Annotated in this window: 19 protein-coding genes, 1 pseudogene and 1 riboswitch; of the genes and pseudogenes, 10 read left to right on the top strand and 10 right to left on the bottom strand. The window is 48.2% G+C overall.

Going from position 1 to position 25,488, the window contains the following annotated elements; translation table 11 throughout:
* A pseudogene (locus QUA20_RS28610) lies at positions 1 to 627 on the top strand (photosystem II q(b) protein); the annotation flags it as partial.
* 92 nt (positions 628 to 719) lie between these two features.
* Here QUA20_RS28610 and uca read toward each other — a convergent pair.
* The 6 genes from uca to QUA20_RS28580 form a co-directional block, all read right to left on the bottom strand.
* Complete coding sequence (uca, locus tag QUA20_RS28605; RefSeq protein WP_333193421.1) at positions 720 to 4,337, bottom strand: urea carboxylase; 3,618 nt, start codon at positions 4,335 to 4,337, stop codon at positions 720 to 722.
* 380 nt (positions 4,338 to 4,717) lie between these two features.
* The gene (locus tag QUA20_RS28600) at positions 4,718 to 5,359 is read right to left on the bottom strand and encodes an urea amidolyase associated protein UAAP2 (RefSeq protein ID WP_333193419.1); all 642 of its coding nucleotides are present in this window, start codon (positions 5,357 to 5,359) and stop codon (positions 4,718 to 4,720) included.
* A 77-nt stretch (positions 5,360 to 5,436) separates the two neighbouring features.
* Positions 5,437 to 6,168, bottom strand: coding sequence for an urea amidolyase associated protein UAAP1 (locus QUA20_RS28595; protein WP_333193417.1), 732 nt, complete (start codon positions 6,166 to 6,168; stop codon positions 5,437 to 5,439).
* 293 nt (positions 6,169 to 6,461) lie between these two features.
* On the bottom strand, positions 6,462 to 7,238 hold the full coding sequence (locus QUA20_RS28590) for an ABC transporter ATP-binding protein (protein WP_333193415.1): 777 nt from the start codon (positions 7,236 to 7,238) through the stop codon (positions 6,462 to 6,464).
* A gap of 149 nt (positions 7,239 to 7,387) precedes the next feature.
* Positions 7,388 to 8,239, bottom strand: a complete 852-nt coding sequence (locus tag QUA20_RS28585) for an ABC transporter permease (RefSeq protein ID WP_333193413.1) — start codon at positions 8,237 to 8,239, stop codon at positions 7,388 to 7,390.
* Between the two features lie 107 nt (positions 8,240 to 8,346).
* Positions 8,347 to 9,414 (bottom strand): ABC transporter substrate-binding protein, encoded by a 1,068-nt coding sequence (locus tag QUA20_RS28580; protein ID WP_333193411.1) that lies wholly within the window; start codon positions 9,412 to 9,414, stop codon positions 8,347 to 8,349.
* 144 nt (positions 9,415 to 9,558) lie between these two features.
* A riboswitch (guanidine-I (ykkC/yxkD leader) is annotated at positions 9,559 to 9,710 on the bottom strand.
* Between the two features lie 520 nt (positions 9,711 to 10,230).
* Between QUA20_RS28580 and atzF the strand changes: the two genes are divergently transcribed.
* Together atzF and QUA20_RS28570 are read left to right on the top strand one after the other, a co-directional pair.
* Positions 10,231 to 12,045, top strand: coding sequence for an allophanate hydrolase (gene atzF, locus QUA20_RS28575; protein ID WP_333193409.1), 1,815 nt, complete (start codon positions 10,231 to 10,233; stop codon positions 12,043 to 12,045).
* A 40-nt stretch (positions 12,046 to 12,085) separates the two neighbouring features.
* Entirely contained in the window at positions 12,086 to 12,832 is a 747-nt protein-coding gene (locus QUA20_RS28570; protein ID WP_333193407.1) for a calcium-binding protein, read from the top strand.
* Between the two features lie 147 nt (positions 12,833 to 12,979).
* On the opposite strand, the gene QUA20_RS28565 is transcribed toward QUA20_RS28570, so the two are convergent.
* Positions 12,980 to 13,225 carry a hypothetical protein gene (locus QUA20_RS28565; protein WP_333193404.1) on the bottom strand — a complete coding sequence of 82 codons (246 nt, stop codon included), beginning with the start codon at positions 13,223 to 13,225 and terminating at the stop codon, positions 12,980 to 12,982.
* Between QUA20_RS28565 and truB the strand changes: the two genes are divergently transcribed.
* The 4 genes from truB (at position 13,203) to QUA20_RS28545 (ending at position 17,179) form a co-directional block, all read left to right on the top strand.
* Positions 13,203 to 14,144 (top strand): tRNA pseudouridine(55) synthase TruB, encoded by a 942-nt coding sequence (gene truB / locus QUA20_RS28560; protein ID WP_333193402.1) that lies wholly within the window; start codon positions 13,203 to 13,205, stop codon positions 14,142 to 14,144. The genes QUA20_RS28565 and truB overlap by 23 nt on opposite strands.
* 148 nt (positions 14,145 to 14,292) lie before the next feature.
* Entirely contained in the window at positions 14,293 to 14,523 is a 231-nt protein-coding gene (yidD, locus tag QUA20_RS28555; RefSeq protein WP_333193401.1) for a membrane protein insertion efficiency factor YidD, read from the top strand.
* Between the two features lie 216 nt (positions 14,524 to 14,739).
* A complete protein-coding gene (locus QUA20_RS28550; RefSeq protein ID WP_333193399.1) occupies positions 14,740 to 15,954 on the top strand; it encodes a response regulator in 1,215 nt (404 codons plus the stop codon).
* A gap of 238 nt (positions 15,955 to 16,192) precedes the next feature.
* The gene (locus QUA20_RS28545) at positions 16,193 to 17,179 is read left to right on the top strand and encodes a glycosyltransferase (RefSeq protein WP_333193396.1); all 987 of its coding nucleotides are present in this window, start codon (positions 16,193 to 16,195) and stop codon (positions 17,177 to 17,179) included.
* Positions 17,180 to 17,561: 382 nt separating this feature from the next.
* Here QUA20_RS28545 and QUA20_RS28540 read toward each other — a convergent pair whose 3' ends face one another.
* Together QUA20_RS28540 and QUA20_RS28535 are read right to left on the bottom strand one after the other, a co-directional pair.
* Positions 17,562 to 17,891 carry a HesB/IscA family protein gene (locus tag QUA20_RS28540; RefSeq protein ID WP_172190011.1) on the bottom strand — a complete coding sequence of 110 codons (330 nt, stop codon included), beginning with the start codon at positions 17,889 to 17,891 and terminating at the stop codon, positions 17,562 to 17,564.
* Between the two features lie 148 nt (positions 17,892 to 18,039).
* Positions 18,040 to 18,459, bottom strand: a complete 420-nt coding sequence (locus QUA20_RS28535) for a phosphomannose isomerase type II C-terminal cupin domain (protein ID WP_190732468.1) — start codon at positions 18,457 to 18,459, stop codon at positions 18,040 to 18,042.
* Between the two features lie 533 nt (positions 18,460 to 18,992).
* On the opposite strand from QUA20_RS28535, the gene gltB reads away from it, so the two are divergent.
* The 3 genes from gltB to QUA20_RS28520 all read left to right on the top strand — a co-directional run bounded on the left by gltB (position 18,993) and on the right by QUA20_RS28520 (position 24,511).
* A complete protein-coding gene (gene gltB, locus QUA20_RS28530) occupies positions 18,993 to 23,579 on the top strand; it encodes a glutamate synthase large subunit (RefSeq protein ID WP_333193391.1) in 4,587 nt (1,528 codons plus the stop codon).
* 244 nt (positions 23,580 to 23,823) lie between these two features.
* The gene (locus QUA20_RS28525; RefSeq protein ID WP_333193388.1) at positions 23,824 to 24,123 is read left to right on the top strand and encodes a type II toxin-antitoxin system HigB family toxin; all 300 of its coding nucleotides are present in this window, start codon (positions 23,824 to 23,826) and stop codon (positions 24,121 to 24,123) included.
* On the top strand, positions 24,107 to 24,511 hold the full coding sequence (locus QUA20_RS28520) for a transcriptional regulator (RefSeq protein WP_333193386.1): 405 nt from the start codon (positions 24,107 to 24,109) through the stop codon (positions 24,509 to 24,511). Before QUA20_RS28525 ends, QUA20_RS28520 begins: the two co-directional genes overlap by 17 nt.
* A 414-nt stretch (positions 24,512 to 24,925) precedes the next feature.
* On the opposite strand, the gene QUA20_RS28515 is transcribed toward QUA20_RS28520, so the two are convergent.
* Entirely contained in the window at positions 24,926 to 25,390 is a 465-nt protein-coding gene (locus tag QUA20_RS28515) for a GUN4 domain-containing protein (RefSeq protein WP_333193384.1), read from the bottom strand.
* Positions 25,391 to 25,488: the final 98 nt, after the last annotated feature.

Below are 25,488 nucleotides of genomic sequence, written 5' to 3'. Positions count from 1 at the left end.
GCAGCCACCGCAGTATTCTTGATCTACCCCATCGGACAAGGCAGCTTCTCTGACGGTATGCCCTTGGGTATCTCCGGTACATTTAACTTCATGATCGTGTTCCAAGCCGAGCACAACATCCTGATGCACCCGTTCCATATGTTGGGAGTAGCTGGTGTCTTCGGCGGTTCTTTGTTCTCTGCCATGCACGGTTCCTTGGTAACATCTTCCTTGGTTCGTGAAACAACTGAAACCGAATCGCAAAACTACGGTTACAAATTCGGTCAAGAAGAAGAAACCTACAACATCGTCGCAGCCCACGGCTACTTCGGTCGTTTGATTTTCCAATACGCTTCCTTCAACAACAGCCGTTCCTTGCACTTCTTGTTAGGTGCATGGCCAGTAGTCGGCATCTGGTTTACCGCTTTGGGTATCTCCACGATGGCTTTCAACTTGAACGGTTTCAACTTCAACCAATCGATTATCGACTCTCAAGGTCGTGTCATCAACACTTGGGCTGATGTGATCAACCGCGCTAACTTGGGTATGGAAGTCATGCACGAGCGCAACGCTCACAACTTCCCTCTCGACTTGGCTGCTAGTGAAGTCACCCCAGTAGCAATGGTTGCTCCTTCTATCAACGGCTAAGTTTTAGTCTGAGATTAACAAAAAGCGCTCCTAGAAATAGGGGCGCTTTTTGTTTGGGAAAAAGATTTTTACTGCGGGGATTTGAAGTATCTTTAATGGGATTGAACCGCCACGAGAATTTGTCCGGCTGTCACCGTTTGCCCCTTTTCACAAAACAACTCGGCAACAGTCCCCGCAACATCAGCCGTAATAGCAATTTCCATTTTCATCGCTTCCAAAATTAACAGGCGATCGCCCTCTGCAACCGCATCTCCAACATTAACCAGCACCTGCCAAACGTTGGCCGAAACGTGAGCGACAACTGCCTCACAACCGATCGGCAAAGTAACCTCCGCCGCTGTGTCAGAAGCAGCATCCGCCGACGCTTCAGCGGCAGCTTCAGCGTCAAATTCCCCGGAAGCTGCCCAGCGATCGCGCTCTGCATTAAATGCGGCCTGCTGCTGCGCTTTAAATTCAGCCGCACTGTTAGCAATAGAATGCAAAAACTCATTGTATTCTCTCAAATTAAAAGTGATTTCCTCAACCTTTAATTTAAACTTCCCTTCGATAAATGCTTCCCGACAGCGGTGCAATTCCTCATGGGAAACCGGATAAAATCGGATTTGGTCAAAAAAGCGCAAAAGCCAAGGTTTACCAGACTGAAAATCCGCCGTTTGTTTGAACCGATTCCACATTTGCACCGTGCGGCCGACAAATTGATAACCTCCGGGCCCTTCCATCCCGTAAACGCACAAATACGCGCCGCCAATGCCAACTGCATTTTCAGGAGTCCAAGTGCGGGCGGGATTGTATTTAGTAGTAACCAAACGGTGGCGCGGATCGAGGGGAGTTGCGACGGGCGCGCCTAAATAAACGTCTCCCAAACCCATCACTAAATAGCTAGCATTAAATACAATTTCTCTGACTTGTTCGATGCTGTCAAGCCCGTTTATGCGGCGAATAAACTCAATATTGCTGGGACACCAAGGTGCATCCGATCGCACAGACTGCATATATTTTTCAATGGCCAACAGCGTCGATTCATCTTCCCAAGATAAAGGCAAGTGCACAATTCGCGCCGGCACTTCCAAATCCTCGATCGCCGGAAGTTCCGCCTCCGCCGCAATCAGCGCCTGCATTAGCTGCTGTTGCGAAATCTGGCGGCCCTCAAAGTGAATTTGGAGCGATCGCATTCCCGGTACTAATTCGATAACACCCGGCAACGGATTTGCTTTCAACTGTTCCATCAATGCGTGCGCCCGAAAACGCAAATTTAAATCCAGCACCAACGGGCCGTATTCAACTAGAATATATTTATCTCCAGCTTGACGGTAAGTAACAGCAACCTGTCCCGGAGATTCGGGAATTTCGTACAAAATTGGAGAAACTGGAACTGCGGGCAATTCCTCCGCATTTTCCCCAAAAACAGGCAAACTAAAAGTAGCAATTTGCCTATCTTGTGCTAATTCCCGCTGCAAAGCTTCAGCAAAACTCAAACAGTGAAAGCGAATGCTGTCCCCGGGTTTCAGTTGCCCGATTTTCCACAATTCCGACTGCACAATAGTAGCAGGACAGACAAAACCTCCCAAACTCGGGCCGTCAAGACCGAGAATTACAGGCATATCACCAGTAAAATCGATCGTGCCGATCGCGTAAGCATTATCGTGAATGTTAGACGGGTGCAAACCCGCTTCCCCGCCGTCTTGACGCGCCCAGGTGGGCTTCGGGCCGATCAGCCGAATGCCCGTCCGCGTCGAGTTGTAATGCACCTGCCATTCTGTAGAGAAAAACATTTCGATGTCTGACTCAGTAAAGAAATCCGGCGCGCCGTGAGGCCCGTACAAAACGCCGATTTCCCAATTATTGCTGTAGGTGGGAATTAGTTCCGGAGGCAAAGATAATTCCGCTTCCAGAGTGGCAGTTTGAAGCAGTTTAAGCACATCTCCCGGACGCAGCGTGCGGCCCGCGTGTCCCCCAAATTTGCCCAGTACAAAAGTTGATTTGCTGCCCAAATAATCGGGGACATTAAAGCCGTGTTTGACCGCTAAATAAGTGCGGTACCCGCCGCCTTGAATGGCTTTTAACTTGAGAATACTGCCAGCTTTTACGGGAATTGCTGTCCAAAACGGCACCGATTCGTCGTTTAGCGTTCCCTTCATAATTGCACCAGTCAAACTAATAACTGTATCGGCATTAAAGCGCAGAGTAGGACCTGTCGCTGTGAATTCCAATCCTGCTGTGGATTCGGGATTTCCTACTAAACGATTTGCCGATCGAAATGCCAGATGATCCATCGGCCCAGAAGGTGGCACGCCAACATCCCAATAGCCAATCCGCCCCGGATAATCTTGAATGCTGCTGTAGGTTCCCCCATCCAATACATCGATCGTTAAAGGTGCGTATTCAAAAGAGTTTAAAAAGCGCGTGCTCAGTTCGCCCCGGCTGAATCGGGAATCGTCCAAAATCTGGCGGAGGTAATCTAAATTAGTTTCAATTCCCGCTATTTCACTGGCATCTAAAGCAGCTTTGAGTTGAGCGATCGCCTGCGTTCGATTATCCCCGCAAACGATTACTTTGGCTAGCAGCGGATCGTAAAAAGGAGTAACCTCCGTTCCGGTTTCTATCCAACTGTCGCAGCGGACGTTTTCGGGAAACGCAACTTGATTCAGCAACCCGGAACTCGGCTGAAAATTCTTGCCGGCATCTTCCGCATAAATTCGCACCTCAATTGAGTGTCCCTGCGGCCGATAGCGGTACTCTTCCAAAGGGAACAAATCTCCAGAAGCCTGTTTTACCATCCACTCAACGAGGTCGATGTTGTTGACAGCTTCAGTAACGCCGTGTTCAACTTGCAAGCGCGTGTTGACTTCCAAAAAATAAAACTGTTTCGCATCGACATCAAAGACAAATTCTACAGTACCGGCTGACTGGTAATTTACGGCTTTTCCCAACCGAACGGCTGCACCGTACAACTGATTTCGCTGTTCGTCGCTAATAGCAGGGGCGGGGGTTTCTTCAATTACTTTTTGATTGCGCCGCTGCACCGAACAATCTCGCTCGCCCAAGGCTATGACGTTTCCTTTGCCATCTCCAAAAATTTGGACTTCAATGTGCCTGGCTGTTTGAATGTATTTCTCTAAAAAAACGCCGCTTTGTTTAAAATTGCTTTGACTCAAACGCTGTACTTTTTCAAATGCTTCTGCCAAATCTCGATCGCCAAAACAAGCCTGCAAACCAATGCCGCCGCCGCCTGCGGTACTTTTGAGCATCACCGGATAGCCGATCGCCCCAGCCGCTTTTTCCGCATCCTCCAAACTTGCTAAAAGTTCGCTTCCGGGAGTTAGCGGCACTTGATTTGCAGCGGCTATTTCCCGCGCGGTGTGCTTCAATCCAAAGCAGCGCAACTGACTCGGAGTAGGGCCGATAAATGCAATATTTTCGCTTGCACAAGCTTCGGCAAATTCAGCATTTTCGCTCAAAAAGCCGTAACCCGGATGGATAGCTTGAGCTTTTGTTTGGCGCGCAACTTCGAGAATGCGATCGAACCGCAAATAACTCTCGGCTGCCGCGGCTGCACCGATACAAACTGCTTCGCTGGCGGCAAAAACGTGCTTGGCGCGGGCGTCGGCTTCAGAATATACTGCTACCGAAGCAATTCCGAGGCGATCGAGCGTGCGGATAATTCGGCAAGCAATTTCACCGCGATTTGCAATCAAAACTTTGTTAAACATTTAGGTAATTGGTAATTGATAATTGGTAATTGCTAATTGCATTGGTGTCTACTTACATCAGGCACTATTCTTGCTTAAAAGGAAGGATGCCTGTTCCACAAACATTAAATTTTATTGTGGGGTGAGCACGAGAGCTATTGGTGTCAACTTAAGGCTGAAACCCTCCGTATCTCTTGCTGGTAGCCCAGTCTCGATCCCCCTAAATCCCCCTTAATAAGGGGGACTTTGAGTGCTCTTGTCCCCCCCTTATTAAGGGGGGCTAGGGGGGATCGAACCCTAATCGTCAGACAGCAGATCGGTACTACGTTTAACGTGTTTGTTGGCATCAATTCACGAGATCCCGGCCCTAAAAAGATTGCGGAGGCAGTACCCACGCTATTTTACACCGCTTCCCAAACAATCAACTGAATCGGCGTAGGATTGTAAGCATTGCAAGGATTGTTCATTTGCGGGCAGTTAGAAATAGCAACCAGCGCGTTCATTTCGGCTCGCAAATCAACTGTACTTCCCGGATCGGAGATGCCGTCAACAATTTCTAGCGTGCCATCTTCGCTAACCGGAACATTCATAAAAAAGTTGATATTGCTGACTAAATCTCGCTTACCCAAACCGTGGGGAAGAATTGCGGCGAGGAAATTTTCAACACAGGCGTGCTGGTATTTTTTATCTAGCCCAAACCGCACCGAATTGCTCTCGCAGCTACAGGCGCCGCCGGAGGTATCGTGCCGCCCGCAGGAGTCAGCAATTATGGTCATCATGGCTCGCCCTTCGTTGGAAATGAGTTGGCTGTTTGTAGTGACAAAGATGTTGCCTTGATTGACGATCGTATCGGGGGCGCTGTAGCGTTCGGAAGGGTCATCGGCATTGTAAACTAAAAAATCTACTGCTTGATTTCCGCCTAAATCTACAATCCGAAGAATCTGTCCTTTTTTGATGACGCGAGACCAGGGATGTCTGGCTGGTAAAACTTCGTTATAAATTGCTGTTTCTGGATCGAGAGTTTGTTGGGTGGTTGCAGTCATGGTTCACTTTTTGTGATGGAATTGCAGATTTTTTTACCGCCGATTGGTGCGGACAAGATTGAGGGCTGGAATCGAGTCTATTGCACGAACAAAGCATCGGTGTTGATGAACCCGCGCACGGCTTCCGGGTTGGCGGTGCGGCACAAGTCGTCTGGTGCGGGTGCGGGGGTTTTCACTATCTGAATTTGGATGGGTTTTGGATCGTAAATTGAAGCCGGATGCAGGATGTGGGGGCAGTTAGAGATAATGGTCAATACGTTCATTTCGGCTCGCAAATCGATAAAACTACCCGGTTTCTCGCAGCCTTCGCGAAACTCCATCGTGCCGTCTGGTTTGACGGCAATGCGAGTAAATAAGTTGAGGTTGGGCATGATATCTTTTTTGCCCAATCCCCACCGACTTAGGGCTTTGAGGAAGTTGTCGCGGGAGTTTTTCCAGTCTCCTTCGCCGTATTTTTTGGCATTGCTAATGGCGTTGCTGCATCCTCCTAGCAAATCGTGACAGCCGGAGGTGTCTTGGGTGATGGAAAATAGGATGCGCCCCATGTCTGTGTAGATCACCATGCCTTGTTTGAGAAAGGCGTTGAATTGAATTTTGGCGGTGTCTGCTGCGTTGAAACGTTCGATCGCATTGTCGGCGTTGTAGCACAGCATGGAAACGCCGCGAGAGCCTTCTAAATCGGTGATTCGCAGGGTGTTTCCCCGCTTGATGACCCCCGACCAGTACGCGCCGCCCGGTACGGTTTCTTCGACTAATACGAGGCTTGAATCAATTTCTGAGTTTGTGTTGATCGATGATAGTTGCACCATAAGTTCCTCTTGATGTATTTGGGTAGGTCAGCGAAATAAAACAATAGTATTTTGTAGCGGCACAACCCGCCCTCTCCCAAAGTAATATTTATTTCCACTGATATTTTGCAGCATCCTCAAGAACGGGCAAGATGCCCGTTCCACACAACTCAATTTTATTGTGGAACGGGCATCTTGCCCGTTCCTAAATAGGTAATTGACAATGGTGCAAGATGTTAAGTTTCCACTTACTTAGGTTGGCCGTTGTACTCTTGGCGCGGGTGCAAAAAGTGCAACTACAAACCTATTTCTATTTAAGCAGCCATTGCAACTGCTTCCTGTCCGTGTTTCCGCATCAAATCCATGAGTTCGTCGCGGTAATCGTGGAATTTGGCGTGGCGTTTAACGCTGGGAGTGCGATCGGGCAAATTAATCGACATTTCCTTTCTCACTGTACCGGGGCGAGCGCCCAAAGCATAAATCCGATTGGAAAGAAACACCGCTTCTTCGACATCGTGGGTAATCATAAAGATTGTAATCTGAGTGCGGCGCCACAAATCGAGCATGAATTCGTGCATCGATTCTTTAGTGTGGATATCCAATGCGCCGAAAGGTTCATCCATTAATAACACTTTAGGTTCAGAAGCGAGGGCGCGGGCGATCGCCACCCGCTGTTTCATCCCGCCCGACAATTCCTTCGGTAGCGACGAAGCAAACTGCGTCAATCCTACCACACTCAAATAATAGCTCGCTTGTTCGCGCCGCTTTTTCTTGGACAGGCCTTGAAGTTTGAGGCCAAACTCGGCATTTTCCTGCACGTTCATCCAAGGAAAAAGAGTGTAATGCTGAAATACCATACCTCGATCCGGCCCAGGCGAAACAACTTCTTTGCCATCAATTTTCACTTCCCCTGTTGTCGGCTTGTCCAATCCGGCAATTTGCCTCAACAGAGTAGATTTGCCCGAACCGGATGCACCTACCGCGCAGATAAATTCGCCTTGCTTGATGCTCATGTTGATGTCCTTGAGGACAACTAATTTACCGTTTTTCGTTTCAAAGTTTTTGTGCAGATTGTTGATTTGCAGAAACATGAGTAAATCCTCTGTAATGTAAGTAAAAATTTGATTTTTTTATTCCCAAAATCTGTAAATTTTAGGACTAACAACGATATCTAGCGTGGGTTTCGATTTTATTTTACACCACTGCCTTGTTCCTTCTTCCTTCTTCCTTCAACATCTGCTTACTGTTTCTGACTTGACCATTTACAAGAAACCCGCAGCAGATATTGAAAAAGCAAGTCAAAAGTCAGTCCGATCGCCCCAATGACAATCAGCCCCACAAAAATTTCATCGGTTCGGAGAAATCGACCTGCGACGCTGATCCGGCGGCCTAAGCCTTCGGTTGCCGCAATCAATTCCGAGACGATTACCAATTGCCAAGCCGCAGCTAAGTTGATGCGACTAGCATCAAGAATTCCCGGCAAAACGTGGGGAAAAATAACTTGAGTTAGGATTTCCCAGCGATTTCCGCCCAACATATAAGTAGCTTCGATCAAGTCTTTTGGAACAAACTTGACTGTATCCATCACCATCAGCGAATTGAAGAAAAAGACACCGATAAAGATCAGGGTAATTTTGGGTTCTTCGCCGATTCCCAAGTAGAGAATTAGCAGGGGAATGAACGCTGGTGCGGGCATATATCGCATCAAGCCGAACATTGGTTCCAGCAAGGCGCGAATACTGGGAAAACTGCCCATCAGCACGCCAATTGGTATGGAAAAAACCAAGGCGAACAGAAACCCCACTCCCACCCGCCACAAACTCGCTACTGTGTCTTTCAAAAGTTCGCGAGTGTTCCACAGCCGACCAAATGCCTCTAAAACTTTGCCGGGGGAAGGCAAAAATTTGGGGTCTACGTTGGCGAAGGTTGTTACTAGCCACCACAGCAGCAGCGGCAGTGCGATCGATGTTACCGTTAAGCCAATATTGAGGGGTTGTGGTATCTCTTCCGCAATCCGCCAGAAAACGGTGGGATTTAGGTTTTTTTGCTTGAGGTGGGATTGGATTGATCGGGGTTCGGGATTTGGTGGCATGATTTAATTGCAGAACAGTTTGTCGAGTAATTGGAGTAGATTTTGGGGATTATAAAAAGTATTGTTTTTACGGTTTTTTGTGTCTGCACAATCCTAAATTATGCCTTTTAGCTTTTACCTTCGGCATAAGCTTTTATAAAACGATCGTCAAATAATGTGCTGATATCGGGTTGGGTTTTTGCTAAATTTACATCGACGAGGAATTTAGTCATTTCTGCCGCCGCAAACTGCAATGATGTCATGTCATTTCCCGGTTGAAAGGCTTTCAAGTTTTCCTCGATCGTAAATATCTTAGTGCCATTTTCATATTCTTTGTATTCCTCGACGCTAACTCCGGCGCGGTTGGCTAGAATCTCGTAAGATTTATCTTTATTTGCTTTCATGTATTCCAATGTTGCAAACCATGAATTGACCAGCGCTTGCACTCGATCGGGGTGTTCGCCGATAAACTTTCGCGTGAAGACCAAATGGTCGGAAATCGCCCCCGGAAAATCTTTTGAACTAAATAGTTCCTTGCTGTTTGATCGTTTTAATGCTTGCGTGGTAAACGGCGCAAATACTGCCACCGCATCGACTTGTCCTCCGACGAAAGCCGCCGCAGCTTTACCAGTTTCCAGCGGTACAAATTGAATATCTTGCACTGATAAACCTGCTTTTCTCAGCCCTAACAGCAATAGAAAGTGATCGACTGTACCTTCCTCTGCTGCAACTTTTTTGCCTTTTAAATCGGCAACGGAATTGATGCCTTCGGCGACAATCACTTTGTCATTTCCCGTGGAGTTGTCGTTGACTAAAACAATTACTTGGTCGGCACCGCCGGATATAGAGTTTACTGTATCGCCGAGGGTTTGGCTGTTAGCATTTATCTGTCCTGCTGTGAGGGTGCTGATCGATTCTAAGTAGCCGTCAAACCATTTTAAGTCTACAGGAACATTGTTGGCTTCAAATATCTTTTGCTCTTTGGCAATTTGCCACGGAAACCAGCCTGGCCACGCGCTAAATCCGAGGCTAACTGCATCAGCACTTACTGAAGAAGCTGCTTCGCTTTCTGTTGTGGTTTTGATATAAATTGCCGGGTTGACGCAGCCGACAGCGAAAAACAAGGTGATGAAAAATAGGGCGCAGTAGGATAAGGGCGATCGCATTCTTTTGGGGGAGCAATATCGGATATTCATAGCAGATTCTCGTTGCTGGTTAGAGGTGAATATGTCGATCGAGCTTTTGCACCTTCTTTGGCTTCCTTAGCTTCCGCAAACCCCCTTGATATACAAGGATAAAGCCCGAGAGCTAACGAACCGAGTCTTGCTGACCGATCGCGTTTCTCCCGGGCTTTTATCCCGCCGTGTAACTGGCTAGTGTTTCCCTAAAATTAAAATCTTGGGAGAACCAGTCTGCTTCTCTCGGACCAGCACTTGAAATTTCTAAGCTGAGTTAGAAACTGATTCAAATCGGAACCCTAGAAGCGGTTAATTTTGTTTTTGTTTTTGTCTGTATAAGTCCTGTTTGCAACCCAAGGAGTTATTCGAGACTGTCAGTAACAGCAATGCACTTAGCTTTTTGAAAGGTAAGCATACTGTAGCTTGCAATCTTACTAGATTGCTACGTTTCAAACGGTAACAGCAAACTTGATGCGAAAATGTGTAAAATGTTACAAAAAATGGTTTTTCTCGGATTTGTCAAATTAAGGTTTTTATCAGATTAAACCGGGCGGTTGGAAATCGCGAAGTTTACGGGCACCCAGACTTGCGCCCGCAAGGCAAGGGTTGAATATTTTTTGAGAAATATTTCGATCGCCCTAGACTAGATGCGGAGGCGATCGACAATGCGGTAAACTAACATCCTATTTGTAATAACGATAGCCAAACACAGCCTGTGAAGTAATTTCTTCAATCTAAAATCTAAAATCTAAAATCGATCGATCGCCCAGCAAAGCCTGTAAACCCAATTGTTCAATCGAAAATCGAAAATCTAAAATCGACTGACGGTGCATTATGGAAAAAGTTAACTACAGTCACAGTCTCGACATTCATTCGCTGCTCGATCGCTACCGCACCGGCTCGCTCGCGCCCGCAGATGCGATAGCGAGCGTGTACGATCGGATCGAACGCTATGCAGATCCGGCAGTATGGATTTATTTAGCACCGCTGGCGGAAACCCTCGAACGCGCCAAAGCCTTGCAAAACCTAGACCCGCAAAAATTGCCGCTCTACGGGATACCTTTTGCGATCAAAGATAATCTCGATTGGGCGGGCGTTCCCACTACGGCGGGATGTCCTGCGTTTGCTAGCACTCCAGCGCGATCGTCTGCAGTCGTAGAGCGCCTGTGCGCGGCAGGTGCGATCGCGATCGGCAAAACTAACATGGATCAGTTTGCCACAGGATTAGTGGGAACCCGCACGCCCTATGGAGTTTGTCGCAATCCGTTCGATCGGCGCTACATCCCCGGCGGATCGAGTTCCGGTTCCGCAGCAGCAGTCTCCGCCGGATTGGTGAGTTTTGCTCTGGGTACCGATACCGCAGGCTCGGGGCGGGTTCCCGCTGCTTTTACCAACATTGTCGGGCTGAAGCCAAGTTGCGGCTCGCTCAGCACTCGCGGCCTGCTGCCGGCAGTGCGATCGCTCGATTGCGTTTCAGTGTTCGCTCTCACCTGTGCGGATGCGGCCTCGGTGCTGCAAGTAGCCAGCGGTTTTGACGCTGAGGATGCGTTTTCTCGTCGCCCTGAAACGAAAGTTTTGCCAGATTTATCCAGGTTACGGGTGGGAGTTCCCGGAGACGGCGAACTCGAATTTTTTGGGAATGCAGAAGCCGAACAGCGCTACCGGGAGGCGATCGCGCGCTTGCAATCATTGGGCTGCACGATCGCACCTATTGACTTCAAACCATTTGCTGAGGCTGCCGAACTGCTCTACGGCGGGCCTTGGGTAGCAGAAAGGTTGGCCGCGATCGGCGATTTCCTCGACGCGCACCCAGAGGATATCGATCCGATCGTCTACGAAATTATCAGCGGCGGCAAACGCTACGATGCCGTCTCTGCCTACCGCGCGTCGTATCGATTGGCCGAACTCCGCCAGCAAGCAGAAATTCAGTGGGAGTCAATGGATGTTTTGGCTGTACCCACGACAGGCACGATTTATACTGTCGCAGAAGTAGCAGCCGAGCCGATCGCGCTCAACACCAATCTCGGGCGCTACACGAACTTTGCGAATTTGCTCGATTTGTGCGCGATCGCAGTTCCCAGCGGGTTTCAAACCAGCGGATTGCCCGCAGGATTGACATTGATGGCTCCTGCGTGGCACGATTTATCGCTCTGCCGCCTGGGATCTGCTTTCCACGCCAGCTTGGGGGGAACTTTGGGCGCAACTGACCTACCGCTGCCAAACCTCCCGGAACCCGCCATCGCAGCCGAATCTTCCTCAGAAGAACAAGTCAAAATAGCCGTGGTTGGCGCTCATTTGATGGGTGAGCCGCTGAATTATCAACTAATTGAGGGGGGAGGCATTTTGGTTCGCGCCTGCCGTACCAGCCCGATTTACAGGCTGTACGCTTTGACGGGTACTGCGATTCCCAAGCCGGGATTGGTGCGCCAGAACGAGGGCGGTAGTGCGATCGAGGTGGAAGTTTGGGAGTTGTCGATCGCGGCTTTCGGCCGATTTGTCACTAAAATTCCCCCGCCCCTGGGAATTGGTACGCTGGTGTTGGAGGACGGCTCTATGGTGCAGGGCTTTTTGTGCGAATCTTATGCTGTGGCGGATGCGATCGATATTTCCGATCTGGGGGGTTGGCGAGCTTATAGCTTCCGGTTTTAAGCTAAGTTAGAATGGCAAATTTCTACCCATCTTCAGAATCATGCCATCAGCAGGACTATCTCAACCAATTCCCAGAGTCACAACCCCAACCCCCGCCACCGGTACCAGTACCGGAGGGGCAGCTAGCGGCAGGAGTGGCACCAGCGGCCCCGACTCCCTCAGAGGTACTGGGGGCGCTGACTTGATATTTGGTTTGGGTGGCCCTGACACCATTTTCGGCTTAGGGGGAAACGATTCCCTCTACGGCGGCGACGGCGATGACTCAATTCTGGGCGACGCTGGCAATGACATACTGTTCGGCGGTGCCGGCCGCGACAGCGTTTTGGGCGGCGTGGGCGAGGATACTTTCTACGGTGGCAAAGGTTCTGACTCGGTAAGCGGCGAGGACGGCAATGATTTGCTGTTTGGCAACCAAGACAACGATACTTTGTTGGGCGGCGCGGGTAATGACACGTTTTTTGGGGGTGCCGGCGATGACTCGCTGGTTGGTGGCATCGGCGATGACTGTTTATCAGGCGATCGCGGCAATGATACTTTAACAGGCGGCGCCGGAAACGATACTTTTGCGATCGGGCGTTTGACAGAGGGGGATGTGATTACAGATTTTACTAATGGTACCGATCAAATTCGCTTGACTGCCGGGCTCACATTTAGCCAACTCACCATTTCCGCTGGGGCAGGAACTTCGCCGAGTACAATTATTCAGCTTACAAGCACCAAGCAAACTCTGGCTACTTTATTCGGAGTTGCCCGCGCTTCTATCAGTCAGGCCGACTTTATTGTTTAATCGGGAAGAGGTAATTGGGAATTGGGAATTGATAATTGGGCTGGCGGGGACTTTTTAGTTTTAAGTTTTTAATGTTGAAATTTTTAACTAAAAACCGCTTTCCCCTTGTGAGTAACGTTAGCTTTAGCGAGCAAAAATAAAGCAATTCTAAAACTTTTCATTTTCTTTTGATTGCTTGTTTATATCAGTTAAATCCCATACATTGCCCGTTGCATTCTTCCTTCTTCCTTCTTCCTTCTTCCTTCTTTCCTGTTCCTTCTTCCCTGTTCCTTCTTCCTTCTTCCTTCTTCCTTCTTCCTTCTTCCTTCTTCCTTCTTCCTTCTTCCTTCTTCCCTGTTCCTTCTTCCTTCTTCCTTCTTCCTTCTTCCTAATGACTACTGACGGTTTTCTCAATCTCAACAAACCTGCCGGTATGACCTCTCACGACTGCGTGGGGCGAGTGCGCCGGCTATTGAAACTCAAGCGAGTTGGACACGGAGGAACCCTCGATCCTGCTGTGACTGGCGTTTTACCGATCGCCCTGGGCAAAGCAACCAGACTGCTGCAATTTCTCCAACACAATAAAGCTTACCGAGGCACGATTCGGTTTGGCTTAACTACTGCTACTGACGATTTAGAAGGAGAAATTATCCATTCTCGACCGGTGCCAGAGTTGAGTTTGGAAAAAGTGCAAGCTGCACTGCCAAAGTTTATAGGAAAAATTGAGCAGTTTCCACCGAGTTTTAGTGCTGTTCAGGTGGGAGGAAAACGCCTTTATGAGTTAGCAAGAAAAGGCGAAACTGTGGAGGTTGCTGCTAGAAATGTTGAGGTTTTTCGGCTGGAAATCTTGGATTGGCGGTCGGGGGATTTTCCTGAATTGGATTTGTCGATCGCCTGCGGGGCCGGTACTTACGTTCGGGCGATCGCGCGGGATTTGGGCGCTGTGTTGAATGCAGGCGGTACTTTAGCCCGTTTGACTCGCACTGAAAGTAGCGGTTTTTCGATCGACCAAAGTCTAAGTTTTGAAGAATTAGAACTGCAATTGCAGGAGGATAAATTCTGCCCGATTTTGCCATCGGCGGTTTTGGGACATTTAGGCGCGATCGTTCTTTCCCCTGAATATACCAAACGCTGGTTTCAAGGACAACGCCTCCCGATTCCCGAAACGCCGATCGGGGGAGAGGAGGAAACTAGCAACAATCCTTTCCACAACCCAATACCCCAACCTCCCTATCCCTTGCAGGTTTACGATCGAGACGGTAAATTTTTAGGTATCGGTCAAGTAGCGAACTCAGATACAAGTACCATATTATCTCCTCAAATTGTGCTTTAGTTATCTAAAAAAAAATGAAAATAGGTATAATTGTTACTGCAAAAGTTGGCGGAGTTCTAACCGCTGGGAATGCCCTCGATTCACCTAGTTTACAGCGGTACAGAACGAGATTTTGCTATTAATCTAATCAATCGCTGAGGTAAAAATTGTGAAAATATTGCTGATCGGATTAATCCGAGGCTACAAAATGGGGATTTCTCCTTACCTGCCTAACGCTTGTAGATTTCAACCAACTTGTTCGCAATACGCGATCGAAGCAATAGAAAGATTTGGGGCGGGCCGCGGCGGATCGATGGCGGTTAAGCGGATTTTGCGCTGTCATCCTTTTCATCCAGGGGGTTACGATCCAGTACCTCCGAAAGATAGCGAGGGGAATTAGTTATTAGTCAGAAGCAGTATTTTATTTGTTAGTTAATCGTGCAAATAGGCGTTGCATCTTCATAGCTAAAACTCCTGAGGGGAATCACTCCCTGAGGGGGGTAAATTCGCAGGATTAGTTGTTTTTATTGAGCCAAATTCAGTAATATTACTGTTATATTTCACAACTGAGCAGCGATATAATGGTACAAACAGAGTACAGGGGATGCGAGTTGATATGTCTGCTACCGCAATCGGATACAAAATGTTGTCCCATACTCTGGCTGTACTCAGCCAGAAACAAGCAACGGGGAAATTGTTGTTAGAACAAGGGGAACAACAGTGGCAACTTTACTTTTTTCAGGGTTGTTTGGTTTATGCCACAGGAGGAACGCACAGATCGAGGCGCTGGTACAGGGCGATCGGGCAACACTGTCGAAACTTTCAAGTGGATCTCAGAGACCTAGATGCTGGAGAACTCTGGGAATATCAACTGCTTCAGCGAGGGGTAGCAGCCAGCGAAATGAGTTTAGAACAAGCTAGGGCGATCGTCCACACCAGCCTTTCGGAAGTGTTCTTTGCTCTGATGGGTCAATCGGGTTTGCGCCGCGAGTGGCGTCCGTCCCAAAAATATTTTTCTACAATTACCTCTTCTTTACTGCTGTCTTTGACGGAAGTAGAGAAGATTATGTGCTCTACACAACAAATTTGGCAGAAGTGGAAAGAAATGGGTTTGTGGCTGGTAGATCCAGAACAAGCACCGATTTTAAAAGCGTCGGCCAAGTTGCAGGAAAATCGATTTAGTTCTAATTCTTTGATCGCTTTGGCTAACGTATTTAACGGCGAGAATACTCTTTGGGATATTGCATTTAAGAAAAAGCAGTGCGTGACAGTGGCAACTCGCGCTTTAGTTAATTACATGAAGCAAGGTTTAGTAAATTTCCGAACAGTACCAGACTTGCCGTCACCTATAGAACAGTGGCGCCTTGCCGCGGCGATCGCCCAACCGGGTCGCCCTTTGATTGCCTGTGTCGATGACAGTCCGACAGTATGCGAATTTTTAGAGCAAATTTTATTGCCGGAGGGGTATCGAGTCCTAAAAATTCAAGACCCGATGCAGGGAGTGGGCATTCTGGCCAAACACAAGCCTGCTTTAATTTTTATGGACGTGGTGATGCCCAAGACAAGCGGCTTTGCTTTGTGCAATTTTTTGCGGAAGACACCGGCTTTTCGGGAAACTCCGATCGTGTTTTTGACCGGTAAAGACAGTATAATTGACCGCACGCGAGCGAAATTTACAGGTGCTTCCGATTTTTTGAGCAAGCCGGCCGATCCAGAACAGGTTTTGCAAATAGCTGACAAGTATTTGAAGGTAAAAGGCGATCGCCACCCTTTAGCAATTCGCCGCCCTGATATATTGAACTCGCACCAATTTACCTTGGCAAATTCTTGAACCCAAATTATACTCACAAAGCATCGCTTATTGGCTGCGTCAGCCTTCGGGGCATCCTACTAAAATATAAAATTTAAAATGGTATAATCCATCAATACTTCGGACAGTTTTTGATTGCAAACCGTAGAATAAGGGTTTCAAGGCTCCAAGGCAATCGAGCTACCAACGAAAAATCGAAGGTTTCAGACTACGAACTAAAACAGTCCGGACTATTGATCCATCAAACTAGATATTAATTATGAGCGACCGAAACCCACAGGTAAGCGTGGTGATTCCGGCTTACAACTGCGCTGCTTACGTCGGCCAAGCAGTAGATAGCGTGCTGCACCAAACAATTGCTGACTGGGAAATTATTGTAGTAGACGACGGCTCCCGAGACGACACCAATTTAGTTTTAGAGAAATATGGCGATCGAATTCGCTACATTTACCAACAAAATCAAGGAGTTTCGATGGCCCGAAATCGCGGCATCGAACTAGCGCGAGGAGAATTCATCGCATTTCTAGATGCAGATGACTACTTTTTTCCCGACAAATTAGCCGCACAAATGGCTGTATTTGCAGCGAAACCACATCTAGGAATAGTCCACAGCGGCTGGCGTCTAGTCAACAGTAAAGGCGAACCGCTAAAAGATGTCAAGCCCTGGCAAAACGTCCCTAAATTAGACTTAGAAATGTGGCTCAGATGGAAACCTGTATTACCCAGCGCGATGGTATTTCGCCGGCATTGGTTAGAGCGCGCCGGGGGATTTGACCCTCGATTTCCCCCGGCAGAAGATACAGATTTAGTGCTGCGTTTAGCCTTAATGGGATGCGAAGCAGAGTGGCTGCAGCAAGTAACTGTTTGCTACCGCCAGCACGAACAAAGCGCCATGTACAAAGGTTTACCCCAGGCTAAATCCCTCGCTGCAGTCATGGACAATTTTTTTTCCCGCCCCGAATTGCCGGATAAAATACGTTTGTTGGAAAAGCAAATCAAGTACAGTACCTTAGTTTGGATTGCTTGGTATTTGCACCGCACCGGTCATTCTGTTGAGATGGTAGAGTTTTTGCAGCGTTCTTGGAATTATACGCCTTATTTGCCTGTGGAAACAGTAATTAATTGGGTGGAATGTTTCGCCGAATTTTCGCAGGATGCGGGCAATGAATTGGATTCAGATTTGTTAGCTCAATCTCCCGAATGGCAACAGTTAATGCACTGGACTATTCTCGGTACGCCAGCTTGATTAAAAGCTTGAAAAGAGGACTTTATTCCTCACTACAAACCAGCCTTTGGTGAGGTCTGTTTGCGAATTAAATAGGATTGCTATATCACCCGCTTCAGTTTCGCTGCCATAGCCGCGATAGTTCTTGGATAACTTATTGATGCTTATTGACGGCTTCTTGTGATGTAAACTCCTACCCATGTTTTGCTCCCACCCGCACCCAGGCGTTTCCTTGTGCTTCCAGCATTCTTAACTCATCGAGTTCTGTAAGTGCTCTGCCTTCCATGGTGTATATCTCCATTGCCGTCAATTGCTAATTCTGAACTGGCGTCGATATTGATAGTCTCGGCTTCTTTGAAAGTTTTTTGGAATTTTTCTAAGTCTTTGAGTGCGATCGTATTGATTATTCCTTGGCAGAAAAGGAGTTGCCGCAGCTACAGCTTTGGGCGGCATTGGGATTGTGAAATCGGAAACCTCCACCCATCAAGTCTTCTGAATAATCCAAGGTGAGGTCATTGAGATATTTTAAGTGCTGGGGGTCGATCGCAACGGAAATTCCCTCCGACTCGCATACAGCGTCTTCTGGGGCTGGCGCATCGTCAAATGCCATTGTATAAGACAAACCCGAGCAGCCGCTCGATTCCACGCCCACACGAAATAAAGCATTGGGGTTCGGATGCTTCGACTTGAGGCGCGTTACTTCTGTTGCTGCTGTTTTGCTCAGATGAATCATTATGAGTAATTGGTAATTGGTAATTGGTAATAATTTGGGAGTAGTGTTGAGTTTTGAGAAATTTAGAGTGCGCCTAGCCCTGCACCTTACCCGGAGAATGTAGGGTGCGCCGCAGCGCACCTTACCGCTATATCTTTAGCAACTTGAGTTACTTAGCCTTTTCATTACGAGCATAATCGTCTTGAAAGCGGATAATATCATCTTCTCCGAGATATTCGCCATTCTGCACCTCAATTAAAACCAGGGGGATAACTCCCGGATTTTCCAGGCGGTGAGAAGTGCACTGAGGAACGTAGGTAGACTGATTTGTAAACAGAACAATTTCTGTTTCGCCGCAAGTAACTTTTGCAGTACCAGAAACCACGATCCAGTGTTCGCTGCGGTGGTGGTGCATTTGCAGGCTGAGGCGGTGTCCGGACTTAACTTCGATCCGCTTAATTTTATATCCTGGGCCTTCTTCTAAAGTTGTAAATGAACCCCAAGGCCGCAATTCTGTAGCGGCTATTCCGTTGGGTGCAGCAGGTGCGTGCAGAGTAGATACTTGAGAAATTTCTTGAATCTGTACCATGATTTTCACTCCTTGAGGATTGCTTGTTGAATCCTGTGGTAAACAACGTTGGATTGTGATATTAGCTAATTTATCCTTAAAACCGAAGTCCGATCGCGCGGACTGGTTAGCGGACTGTAGAGTTTTGCACTTTTGTATGCTCTGCCCGATCGACCCACCTTGACCACCATAGCAAAATCATCACAGCAGTTGTAACCCCGTATTTGCGATCGCCCCAATCTACATCAAATCTTCATTCTCAAAGGCCTGTGCTTTAAAGAAGCTTAACGGGGGAAGAAGAGAGGGGGGAGTGGGAGACGGGAAGAGAGGGGGAGAGGGCGAGAGAGGGGGACAGGGAGGGACAGGGAGAGAATTTTTCTTCGGACTAATGACTAATCGCTAATGGCTAATGAATCATGGCTGCTGAGATATAACAATTTTCTTAAGCTTAAAAGTTACAAGCAGACATGATTAGAAAATACAGATTAGGTACAATAAAAAGCTTGGTACTCTGCCGATCGCAATTTTTTCGTCACTTTTAGGAAAACATCAAAATGAACAGCAACGAACTGCCAGCAAAACAAGGCCTGTACGATCCGCAGTTCGAGCACGACGCTTGCGGAGTCGGATTCATCGTACACATGAAGGGTAACAAATCCCACGAAATTGTCGAGCAGGCACTGACAATCCTCTTGAACCTCGACCACCGGGGCGCGTGCGGCTGCGAACCCAACACCGGAGACGGGGCGGGCATTTTGATGCAGGTGCCCCACAAGTTTCTCAAGAAAGTAACCGCGGCCCTAAACATCGAACTTCCAGAAGCCGGCGAGTACGGCGTTGGCGCGATTTACTCGTCGCCAAATCGAACTGAACGGGAAAACGGGCAGCGCATTTTTGAGGAAATCGCGGCAGAAGAAGGCCAGGAAGTGCTCGGCTGGCGAGATGTTCCCACGGACAACTCGTCCCTCGGCGAAACCGCCAAATCTAGCGAACCCTTCATGCAGCAAGTGTTCCTGCGGCGCGCCGCAGGTATCGACGAGGCGGCTTTCGAGCGGAAACTGTACGTCATCCGCAAACGAGCTCACAATGCGATTCGCAGGACTAACACAGACCCCTACTGGTACAATTCCACTCTCTCGTGCCGGACGATCGTCTACAAGGGTATGTTAATGCCGGTGCAAGTCGGCGATTACTATCCCGACTTGCACGACCCGGACATGGAAAGCGCTCTAGCCCTAGTTCACTCGCGCTTCAGCACGAATACTTTTCCGAGCTGGGAACGATCGCACCCTTACCGCTACATCGCCCACAACGGCGAAATTAACACGATGCGTGGCAACATTAACTGGATGCACGCGCGGCAATCGCTGTTCGAGTCGGAGTTGTTCGGAGACGATTTGAAGAAAATCCCGAATTTAATCAACATCGAAGGTAGCGACTCGACGATTTTTGACAATGCTTTGGAATTGCTGACTTTGGCTGGGCGTTCTTTGCCGCACGCTGTAATGATGATGATTCCCGAACCTTGGACGGCCCACGAGTCCATGAGTGACGAGAAAAAGGCTTTCTACGAATACCATTCTTGCTTGATGGAACCTTGGGACGGCCCAGCTTCGATCGCCTTTACCGATGGTACTTCAATCGGGGCAGTGCTCGATCGCAACGGTTTGCGCCCTTCCCGCTACTGCGTTACCAAAGACGACTTGGTAATTATGGCATCGGAAGCGGGAGTTTTGCCGATCGCCCCAGAACGAATTGCATCCAACGGCCGCTTGCAACCGGGGCGGATGTTCCTAGTAAATACCGAGGAAGGCCGCATCGTCTCTGACGAAGAAATTAAGACCAAAATCGCCACAGAACACCCGTACCGCCAGTGGATAGACCAGCACATGGTCGAAATCGCCAAACTGAAAGATGCGCCGGCATTGCCAGAATCCGACCCCGAAACATTGATCCAGCGGCAAATGGCTTTCGGCTACACCTTTGAAGAACTGCGGTTGCTGTTAGCGCCGATGGCAAAAGATGGCGTGGAAGCTGTCGGCGCGATGGGTGCGGATACGCCGCTGGCGGTGCTTTCCAACCGCCCAAAACTGCTTTACGAATACTTCCAGCAGTTGTTTGCTCAAGTTACCAATCCGCCGATCGATTCTATCCGCGAAGAAATTGTAACTTCTGCCGAAACTACGATCGGCGCTGAACGCAATTTGCTCAAACCAGAACCGGAAAGCTGTCATTTGATTGAACTGAAAACGCCGATTCTCAGCAATGAAGAATTAGCTAAGCTCAAACACGTAAATGAGGGCAATTTCCGGTCGATTACACTGCCGATTTTGTTTGACCCCAAAAGCGGGGTAAAAGGTCTCGAACAAGCCTTAGAAGAGGTTTTTGGAGCAGCAGACAGCGCGATCGCCTCCGGGGTGAATATCATCATTTTGAGCGATCGGGGGATCAGTCCCGACAAAGCCCCAATTCCGGCGCTGCTGGCAGTTGCAGGCCTGCACCACCACTTGATCCGTAAAGGTACGCGCACGCGGGCGGGACTCGTACTCGAATCCGGCGAACCGAGGGAAGTGCATCACTTTGCGACACTTATTGGATACGGTTGCGGCGCGATTAATCCGTATTTGGCGTTTGAGACGATCGCCGATTCGATCCGCGAAGGATTGCTGCTAAATGTCGAGTACAAAACTGCTTGCAAAAACTACGTCAAAGCCGCAACTAAAGGGGTGACGAAAGTTGCCTCGAAAATTGGGATTTCCACAATTCAAAGTTATCGCGGCGCGCAGATTTTTGAGGCGATCGGCTTAAACAAATCCGTAGTCGATAAATACTTTGCTTGGACAGCCTCGCGGATTGAAGGCGTAGACCTCGAAGTCCTCGCCCAAGAAGCAATTTTGCGCCATACTCACGCTTTCCCAGACCGCCCATCCAGCGGACATACTCTCGATGTCGGCGGCGAATATCAGTGGCGGAAAGAAGGCGAGGCGCATTTGTTTAGTCCGCAGACAATTCACGCGCTGCAAAAGTCGGTGCGCGAGGGCAGTTACACGCTTTTCAAACAGTATTCTGGGCTGGTTAACGAACAAAACCAGCAGCATTTTACCTTGCGCGGTTTGTTGCAATTCAAGCAGCGGGAATCGATACCGATTGAGGAAGTTGAACCGATCGAATCTATTCTCAAACGCTTTAAAACTGGGGCGATGAGTTACGGTTCGATTTCTAAAGAAGCCCACGAATCTCTGGCGATCGCCATGAACCGCATTGGTGGCAAATCGAACACCGGTGAAGGCGGGGAAGACTCGGAACGCTACACTTGGACGAACGATCGCGGCGACTCGAAAAACAGCGCGATCAAACAAGTTGCTTCCGGGCGTTTCGGCGTTACCAGCTTGTACCTTTCCCAAGCGCGGGAACTGCAAATCAAGATGGCGCAAGGCGCGAAACCAGGTGAAGGCGGACAGTTGCCCGGTAAAAAAGTATACCCGTGGATTGCGAAGGTGCGGAACTCGACTCCGGGTGTGGGATTGATTTCGCCTCCTCCTCACCACGACATTTATTCGATCGAAGATTTGGCCGAATTGATTCACGACTTGAAAAATTCCAACCGGGAAGCGCGGATTAGCGTCAAACTGGTGTCGGAAGTTGGAGTCGGGACGATCGCGGCCGGGGTTGCAAAAGCCCACGCCGATGTCGTGTTGATTTCCGGCTACGACGGCGGAACCGGCGCTTCGCCGCAGACTTCGATCAAACACGCGGGATTACCTTGGGAATTGGGACTGGCGGAAACTCACCAGACTTTGGTACTCAACAATCTCCGCAGCCGGATTGTCGTAGAAACTGACGGTCAAATGAAAACCGGTCGCGATGTAGTAATTGCTGCACTTTTGGGCGCTGAGGAATTCGGTTTTGCGACCGCGCCGCTGGTGACATTGGGCTGCATCATGATGCGCGTTTGCCACCAGAACACTTGCCCGGTGGGCGTGGCGACGCAAGACCCGCTGCTGCGGAAAAATTTTACCGGCGACCCCGATCACACGGTAAACTTTATGACTTTCATCGCGCAGGAAGTCCGGGAAATTATGGCGCAGTTGGGCTTCCGCACGCTGAATGAAATGGTGGGGCGGACTGATGTTTTGGAACCTCAGCAAGCGGTGGAACACTGGAAGGCTAAGGGTTTGGATTTCTCAAAAATCCTTTATCAGCCGGAGGTTGGCGCGGATGTCGGCCGTTACTGTCAGATGGCGCAGGATCACGGTTTAGAAAAGTCGATCGACATGACTGTGTTGTTGGATTTGTGCAAAGGTGCGATCGAAAACGGTGAAAAAGTCCACGCCAAACTGCCGATTACCAATGTCAACCGCGTTGTCGGCACAATTCTGGGCAACGAAATCACCAAACGCAACTGGGAAGGTTTGCCGGATGACACGGTGCACCTCCACTTCCAAGGCAGCGCTGGGCAAAGCTTTGGCGCATTCGTTCCCAAGGGAGTCACCCTGGAGCTCGAAGGCGAAGCTAACGACTATTTGGGCAAAGGGCTCAGCGGTGGCAAAATCATCCTGTATCCGTCGCCAGCTTCTACCTTTGTCGCGGAAGAAAACGTGATTGTCGGTAACGTAGTGCTTTACGGCGCGACAGCCGGCGAGGTTTTCATCCGAGGGATGGCGGGCGAACGTTTTGGGGTACGTAACTCCGGCGTTAACGCAGTAGTTGAAGGTGTGGGCGATCACGGTTGCGAGTACATGACTGGCGGCAAAGTTGTAGTGTTGGGCGAAACCGGGCGCAATTTTGCAGCGGGTATGAGTGGCGGTGTGGCTTACATTTTGGATGAAGCGGGGGATTTTGCTACTCGCTGCAATATGTCGATGGTGGATTTGGAAAAATTGGAGGATGTTGAGGAAATTAGCGATTTGTGGCAGATGCTTCAAACTCACGTTGATTTGACTGGAAGTGCGAAGGCATCGAAGGTTCTGGCTGCGTGGGATGAGATGGTGCCGGTGTTTGTGAAGGTGATGCCGAGGGATTATAAGCGGGTGTTGCAGGCTATTGAAAGGGCGATCGCATCGGGTTTAAGCGGTGATGATGCGCTGACGGCTGCATTTGAAGAAAACGCTCGCGATGTCGCTCGGATTGGTGGCAGCTAGGGTTTCTGTGGGGTGCGCAGTGCGCACCTCTCTCGTTCCCAGGCTTTGCCTGGGAATCAATTTCAAGAGGCTCTGCCTCTATTTCTCTCGTGTTCTTTGTTGAGATATAGCAACCGCCAAGACGGTTAGGACATTCTTAATCGCTGAAACCATTGCTATTACTGCTTCTTCCTTCTTCCTTCTTCCTTCTTCCTTCTTCCTTCTTCCTTCTGCTATATCTAGAAAACATCAGAACGATCGCTAAATGCACGTTATCAGTCGGAAAAAATTAAGAGAATACTGTCAAAGTCACGCTGATTCGTGCGAAGCCCTCGATGACTGGTATAAAATTGCTAGTAAAGCCGTTTGGGCTAACCTCGTGGAAGTTCAAGCTGTTTATCCCAAAGCTGAGGCAGTTGGAAATTTTACAGTTTTTAATATTAAAGGAAATAAATATCGCTTAATCCTGAGTATTAATTATGAACAGCAAATCATTTATATAAAATACGTTTTAACTCACGCCGAGTATGATAAGGAAAACTGGAAAAATGACGATTACTTTTAATAGAGATATTTACAGCAAATTGCTCTCTAAGTATCAGCCTCGGATTATCAAAACCGAAGAAGAAAACGAGTTTTTTCTGGAGATAGTAGAAGAATTAATCTCTACTAAAAATCTGAATTCCGAAGAAGAAGCGCTGCTACAACTGCTGGTAAAACTGATTGATGATTTTGAAGACAAGCACTATCAAATTAATGCCTCAACACCACAGTCAAGGCTGCTGCATTTGATGGAGGCTCGGAGTCTAGACGCAACCGATTTATTAGAAATTATGGGTTCGCGCGAGGCTGTAGTTGAGGTAATTAACGATCGGCTAGAAATCACCAAGCAACAAGCTGAGGCTTTGGGAAGGTTTTTCCACGTCGATCCGGGGTTGTTTCTGTTTAATTAGGCGATCGCAACCGCTCCACAATCGATATAAAGTTTTTACTAGACTGACAGTTGCGAAAGCAAATAGAAAACGAACAGTACAAATATCTACAACGCTTTTGAACGCCATCTATCTATTATATCGATCGAACCTATTGATATTTATTTAATAGAAACAACAAAAAAATAAGGAAAATAAGACTATGTATATACGGAAAATTGAAATCAAGAATTTTCGGGGAAATGATTTTTCGTGGTCACTTAATACAGATGTCAATGTTTTGATTAGCCAACAAATCTTCACAAACAGGATTTGTCAAGTCACCGCCCAGAGCTCGTAATACGGAAGCGCCCAAAAAAGCTGTAGTTAATACAATTCCGAATAATTTATAATTGATCTCGATAGGAACTGGAAAGGATAGACTAGGAGCAAATCTTACAAGTTACATTCAGCTATTCGCTTGAGAATTAACCTCCATCCAGCACTAGCAAAGCGAGCATTCCAGTACATCCAAAATGAAGTAGGAACCAGCCAAGTTATCGGTAAATGCCCAACAGGAGCATCAATAGTATAATTAATTTTATTGTAATCGATCCAATCTTTTTCACTACGCCAACCCACTCGATCTGCCAGGACAAAATAATCCTCATCCACTGCTTGATAGAGATTTGAGATCGCACTAAATCCGAAACGTCCACGACTCGCTTTAACCCAGAGTCGATCTATCTTTTTTAACTCGGAACATGGAAAATTTTGAATGTCCTTGGCTGTGAGTAGGCGATCTTGTCTGGAATCTGCCCCGGCAATTTGCAGCATTAGTTGTCTGGTTTCAATGTCGGCATCTTTCCAATCTTTCCGAGTCAGGAAGTGATGAAGTTGAGTGTAGTCAGTTGTGGTCATTAATTTTATGATTGGTTTTATATTGTAAGGAATGAAAATTTAATAACATCAGCGATGTATAATAAATAAATGAGTGAATATGAATAGGTTTATGTTTC

The organism is Microcoleus sp. Pol7_A1 (genome assembly GCF_036701085.1).
Classification (GTDB): Bacteria; Cyanobacteriota; Cyanobacteriia; order Cyanobacteriales; family Microcoleaceae; genus Microcoleus; species Microcoleus asticus.
This window is presented reverse-complemented; position numbering and strand designations above follow the sequence as displayed.